Below are 382 nucleotides of genomic sequence, written 5' to 3' on the forward strand. Positions count from 1 at the left end.
GTTCTAACGCTTCGAGCGTTATTCGCCACGCGCATATTCCGGTAATGGTTGTCCGATAAGCGGGATACGCCGCTTCGTCTGCGACGACCAGTGGAAAGGCGATAAAAAAAAGAGGCTACCCAAGGGTAGCCTCTTTGCTGTGCAGGTCGGTCTTACTTTCTTTTATTATGCGGTTTTGGTACGAATCAGATAATCGAACGAGCTCAGAGACGCTTTTGCCCCTTCGCCGGCGGCGATAATAATCTGCTTGTACGGTACGGTGGTGCAGTCGCCCGCGGCAAACACGCCCTTGACGTTAGTTTCGCACTTCGCATCGATGATAATTTCACCCATCCGGTTACGCTCAATCGCGCCTTCCAGCCAGGTGGTATTAAGCACCGGT

1 protein-coding gene is annotated in these 382 nt (G+C 52.4%); it reads right to left on the bottom strand.

Annotated elements, in window-relative coordinates:
• Positions 1 to 165: 165 nt before the first annotated feature.
• Positions 166 to 382 (bottom strand): FAD-dependent oxidoreductase (locus tag FJV41_RS56775; protein ID WP_181791676.1); only part of this gene is annotated, 217 nt, incomplete at its 5' end.

The organism is Myxococcus llanfairpwllgwyngyllgogerychwyrndrobwllllantysiliogogogochensis, from assembly GCF_006636215.1.
GTDB lineage: Bacteria > Myxococcota > Myxococcia > Myxococcales > Myxococcaceae > Myxococcus > Myxococcus llanfairpwllgwyngyllgogerychwyrndrobwllllantysiliogogogochensis.